Origin of the sequence: Streptomyces sp. UNOC14_S4 (genome assembly GCF_020740835.1) — a bacterium.
Lineage (GTDB): Bacteria > Actinomycetota > Actinomycetes > Streptomycetales > Streptomycetaceae > Streptomyces.
The window spans coordinates 1-5,272 of record NZ_JAINFC010000512.1 but is presented as its reverse complement, the minus strand read 5'-3'; the positions used below and the strand labels follow the sequence as shown (position 1 = coordinate 5,272).

The following is a 5,272-nucleotide window of genomic DNA, read 5'->3' as shown; positions in this document are numbered from 1 at the left end:
CCCTGGCCCGAGCGGGCCCCCGCCGCCGCGGGCCTCGTGCCGCCCGCCGCGACCGCGCTCGTCGGCACGCAGCCCCCGCCCGCCGCGGGACCGGACGTGGCCGAGGCCGTGGAGGAGGTCAAGCGCCTTCTCGACCAGGGCGGCATCACCCAGGCCGTGGACCTCCTCGGCGCGATCCTCCCGGCCGCCGCCGCGGAGCACGGCGAGCGCTCGACCGTCGTCCGCACCCTCCGCAAGCAGTACGCCGCCACCCTCATGGACGACGGCCAGTACCGCCGGGCCCTGCCCGAACTCCGGCTGCTGGCCGAGGAGCACGCCGCCGAGAGCGGGCCGCGCGCGGCGCGTCAGGTGCTGCGCTTCCAGTACGACGCCGCCCAGTGCCTGGAACAGCTCGGGGAGGCCGTCGCCGCGCTCGGCGAGTACCGCGCCCTGCTCCCGCACTTCGAGCGGCTCCCGGACGACGTGGACACCCCGCTGGAGATCCGCCGCCGCATCGGCCACCTGCTGCTGTCCCTCGGCGACCGGCAGGCCGCGCACGACACCCTGGCCACGCTCCTCCACGACGCCGAGCGGCTGCACGGCCCCCACCACCCGCTGCCCGCCGAGATCCGGCACACCCTCCAGTGGCTCGGACAGGTACGGGCCTGACGGGTGCCTGGCGGGTGCCTGACGGGTGCCTGGCAGGCCGCACAGTGCACTGAGGCACCGTCAGACGGCTGAAACAACCTCAACCACCCGCGAATCGTTGGTCGTACGGGTGGCCTGGACCACATCGACTCCCTACCATCGATCACCACCAGGTCCAGCAGCCGTCGTCGTTCGATCTCCGCCGGGAGGCTCCATGATCCGCCGAAGGACCGCGCTCTCCGTCTCCGCCGTCGCCCTGCTGGCCGGGGCGCCGGCCCTCACCGCCTGTGGCTCGACCGCCCATCCGGGCGCGGCGGCGGTCGTGGGCAAGGAGCGGATCACCGTCACCCAGCTGCAGAGCCAGGTGTCGGACGTGCGCGACGCGCAGCGTTCCTCCCCGCAGGCGCAGCAGCTCATCGCGGGCAGCTCCCGGCTGGGGCAGGACACCCTCATCCGGCTCATCCAGTACCGCATCGTCGAGCGGGCGGGGGAGGACAACGGCATCGACGTGACGCGCCGCGAGCTCCAGGAGCAGCGCACGGCCGTCGAACGGGCCAACGGCGGCGCCGACGCGGTGCGGACGCGTTTCCTGGGCCTCGGCATCGCCCCCGACCAGATCGACCAGGCCCTGACGATGGACATCACGCGCGCCAAGCTGGACGCGAAGTTCGGCACGGTGCGGACCAACGACATCCTCATGCGGACCTCGGACAAGCTGCACGTCGACGTGAACCCGCGCTACGGCGTGTGGGACCCGAAGCGCGGCACCGCGCAGCCGGTGCTCGAACCGTGGCTGCGACAGGCCGTGCAGCCCGTCCCCGACGGCCCGGCCTGAGTCCCGCCGGGGGAGAACGGGGAGAACTCCGCCGGGGGAGAACGTAGGGTCGGTGGTGTGAACGACTCCGCCGCCCTGCCTGCTGACCCCGGCCGCATCGTCCTGCTGACCACCAGCCACCGGGTGGCCCCCGGCCTGCTGTCGTGGCCCGCCTGGCAGGCGCTGCGTTCCGCCGACCGGGTGCTGTGCGCCGACGCCGGGCACCCCCAGTTGCCGTATATAGGGGAGGCCGGGGTCGCGGTCGAGATCGGCTCGGCGACGGCGCGCGAGCTGGTCGACCACTGCCTGGACGGCGGCCGTACGGTGGTCGTCGTCACCACCGCCGAGGGCGACCCGGCCCTCACCGACGGGCTGGCCCGGCTCGCGGGCTCCGGCCGCGAGACCATGCCCGCGCTGGAACTGCTCCCGGGCGCGTACGACCTGCCGGGCGCCCGGCTGCTCGACCTCGTCCAGGTCATGGACCGCATCCGCGTGGCGTGCCCGTGGACCGGCATCCGGACCCACGAGGACCTCGCGAAGTACGGCCTTGAGGAGATGTACGAACTCCTGGAGGCCATCGAGACCGGCGACCGCGAGTCCCTGCGCGAGGAGCTCGGGGACGTCCTGCTCCAGGTCGTCTTCCACGCCCGCATCGCCCAGGACGACCCCGACGAGCCGTTCTCCGTCGACGACGTCGCGGGCACCATCGTCGACAAGCTCGTCCACCGGCACCCGCACGTCTTCGGCGACGAGACCGCGCGGACGCCGGAGGAGGTCAAGGAGCACTGGCTGCGGACGAAGGCGGAGGAGAAGGGCCGCGACTCCGTGACCGAGGGCGTCCCCCTGGGGCAGCCGGCCCTGGCCCTGGCGGCGAAGCTGGCCTCCCGCGTCCGGACGGGGGGCCTGGACGTGCCCCTGCCGACGGGGGACGGCGTGGGGTACGAGCTGCTGGCACTGGCCGCGCGGGCGGAGGCGGCGGGGGTGGACCCGGAGACGGCGCTCCGTGCGGCCGCCCGGGCGTACCGGGCGGCGATCCGCTCCGCGGAGGCTTGACCGGGGCGGGGAGCCCCACCTCTGTGACCGGGGGCTCCGCCCCCGGGCCCCCGGTGCGCCTATGGGGGTGCGGCTTGCGCTCGGCGCGCGGCTGCCCGTCCGTCGTGGCTGAGCGCGCCCACGCGGCGGAGCCGCATATCGAAACAGCCCCGCGCCCCTGATGGGGCGCCCGTGCTCGCCCCATCCACCCATTCGGCCCATAACCAGACTTTTCCGGGCAATCGGCGGGTACGCGCATTCCATGCGCATCGAGCACACCGTCCTCGCCGCTCCCGCCTGGCTCGGGGGCATCGTCCAGTTCATCATCGGCCTGTTCGTCGTGGCCCTGCTGATCCTCGCCGTCGTCGTCGGCTTCCGTAAGCGTGACAAGGAGCCGCCTCCGCCCAGCGCGCCGCAGCGGCGCTCGGGTGCGTGGCAGACGCGGCAGGAACACGACCGGGGGCCGGAGTCGCCGGACCACGGGCCGGGCCACAACGACGACGAGGACGTGGTCGGCTACGTCACCGAGCACCGCGAGTCGGACACGGTGGAGCCGGAGGCGGCGGGGGAACGGGTGCTCCCGCACGAGATCCGGAACCCGGGGAGCCATCAGGAGGAGCTCTCCGAGGAACGCAAGAAATGGAACCCCGGCAGCAGCGGCGGCTTCGGCAGCGGTGGCCCGGGCCATCACTAGTATCCGCGTCCCCGCCAGGGGCGCGGGGAACTGCGCGACCAGCCGAAGACAACCCGCAGCCGCACGCCAAGCGCAAGACGCACCCCACTAGGCGCGGGGCCCGGGGCGGAGCCCCGGTGCAGAGAGCCGCAAAGCGGGGTTCCCCCTGGGCGGCGGGTAGCGTCAGCAAGGTGCACGACAACGACACCGCCGCCCCCACCCTCTTCACCTGGGAGTTCGCCGCCGACCCCTACCCGGCCTACGCCTGGCTGCGCACCCACGCCCCCGTCCACCGCACCACCCTCCCCAGCGGCGTCAGCGCCTGGCTGATCACCCGGTACGGCGACGCCCGCCAGGCCCTCGCCGACCAGCGGCTGTCCAAGAACCCCGTGCACCACTCCGAGCAGGCCCACGGCAAGGGCAAGGTCGGCATCCCCGGCGAGCGCAGCGCCAATCTGATGACGCACCTGCTCAACATCGACCCCCCTGACCACACCCGGCTGCGCCGTCTCGTCTCGAAGGCGTTCACCCCGGGCCGGGTCGCGGAGTTCGCCCCGCGGGTCCAGGAGCTGACGGACCGGCTCATCGACGGGTTCTGCGAGAAGGGGGAGGCCGACCTCATCCACGAGTTCGCCTTCCCGCTCCCCATCTACGCCATCTGCGACATGCTGGGCGTCCCGCGCGAGGACCAGGACGACTTCCGCGACTGGGCGGGAATGATGATCCGGCACGGCGGCGGGCCGCGTGGCGGAGTCGCTCGTTCCGTGAAGAAGATGCGGACGTATCTCGCGGAACTCATCCACCGCAAGCGGGAGAATCCCGGCGACGACCTCATTTCCGGACTCATCCGGGCAAGTGACCACGGCGAGCACCTCACCGAGAACGAGGCCGCCGCCATGGCGTTCATCCTTCTCTTTGCCGGTTTTGAAACAACCGTGAACCTGATCGGTAACGGTGTGCTCGCCCTGCTGCGCAACCCCGGGCAGCGCGAGCGGCTCCAGCGCGCGCTGGCCGAAGGGGACGAGAGCCTGCTGGCGACGGGGATCGAGGAGCTCCTCCGCTACGACGGGCCGGTGGAGCTCGCGACCTGGCGTTTCGCCAAGCAGGACCTGACGATCGGCGGGCAGCGCATCGCCGAGGGCGACCCCGTTCTCGTCGTCCTCGCCGCCGCCGACCGCGACCCCGAGCGGTTCGCGGACCCCGACACCCTCGACCTCGCCCGCACCGACAACCAGCACCTCGGATACGGGCACGGAATCCACTACTGCCTGGGTGCGCCGCTCGCCCGCCTGGAGGGCCGGCGGGCGCTCGCGACGCTCCTTACGCGCCTCCCTGACCTGCGGCTTTCCGTGGATCCTGAGGATTTGCGATGGCGTGGCGGACTCATCATGCGCGGACTGCGCGCCCTGCCGGTCGACTTCACCCCGGGCCCGGTCTCCGGCGCTGAATGACCCCGCGTCAACTCACGTGACATTCACGTGACCTCGGATACACCGGCTTGTGACTCCCGTGCGCCGTCGCTATGTTCTGCGACCATACTTCGCCGCCTATCGAGAGGTCTGTCGTATGCGTCCCGGGAACGGTCGACATCGTCGCCCCCGTCAGGTCCCCGCGATCGTGGTCGCCGCGGGTGTGACGGGATCGGCGCTCGCCATGCCGCTGCTCGCCGCCACCGGCGCCAACGCCGCCGACGCCCCCACGTGGGACAAGGTCGCGCAGTGCGAGAGCGGCGGCACCTGGAGCACCAACTCGGGCAACGGCTCCTACGGCGGCCTGCAGATGACGCAGGAGCTCTGGGAGCAGTACGGGGGCCGGGCGTACGCCCCGAGACCGGACCTCGCCAGCCGGGCCCAGCAGATAGCCGTCGCGGACAAGGTCCTCAACGCCGGAGCGAGCACGTGGCAGGCCTGCGGCGCCGCGGCGGGCCTGACCGAGGACCGCAAGGCACCCGACGTGAACCCCGGCAGCAACAGGGACCTCTCGCGCGAGACACCCGCGCCGCGCGCTCCGGAGCACGAGCCTTCCGCCGAGGCGCCGACCGGAAGCGGCAGCCCCTCTTCTGAGGCACCCTCCGCTTCCCCTTCCTCGACCTCCGCCCCCTCTTCCTCGCCTTCGCCCTCCACGAC

At 72.7% G+C, this 5,272-nt stretch carries 5 protein-coding genes and 1 pseudogene; all 6 read left to right on the top strand.

Translation table 11 applies throughout. The features are described 5' to 3' along the window. Positions 1–648: pseudogene (locus tag K6I34_RS30855) on the top strand (serine/threonine protein kinase); the annotation flags it as partial. Positions 649–841: 193 nt separating this feature from the next. Beyond that, positions 842–1,462: a SurA N-terminal domain-containing protein gene (locus K6I34_RS30850; RefSeq protein ID WP_229331084.1), complete on the top strand. Its 621-nt coding sequence runs from the start codon at positions 842–844 to the stop codon at positions 1,460–1,462. A gap of 57 nt (positions 1,463–1,519) precedes the next feature. Beyond that, positions 1,520–2,494, top strand: a complete 975-nt coding sequence (locus K6I34_RS30845; protein WP_229331082.1) for a nucleoside triphosphate pyrophosphohydrolase — start codon at positions 1,520–1,522, stop codon at positions 2,492–2,494. 241 nt (positions 2,495–2,735) lie between these two features. Further along, positions 2,736–3,167 carry a DUF6479 family protein gene (locus tag K6I34_RS30840; RefSeq protein WP_229331080.1) on the top strand — a complete coding sequence of 144 codons (432 nt, stop codon included), beginning with the start codon at positions 2,736–2,738 and terminating at the stop codon, positions 3,165–3,167. 170 nt (positions 3,168–3,337) lie between these two features. Continuing rightward, positions 3,338–4,597, top strand: a complete 1,260-nt coding sequence (locus K6I34_RS30835; RefSeq protein ID WP_229331078.1) for a cytochrome P450 — start codon at positions 3,338–3,340, stop codon at positions 4,595–4,597. A 181-nt stretch (positions 4,598–4,778) separates the two neighbouring features. Further along, positions 4,779–5,272, top strand: a 494-nt coding sequence (locus K6I34_RS30830) for a transglycosylase family protein (RefSeq protein WP_308294077.1), incomplete at its 3' end; no start/stop codon positions are given.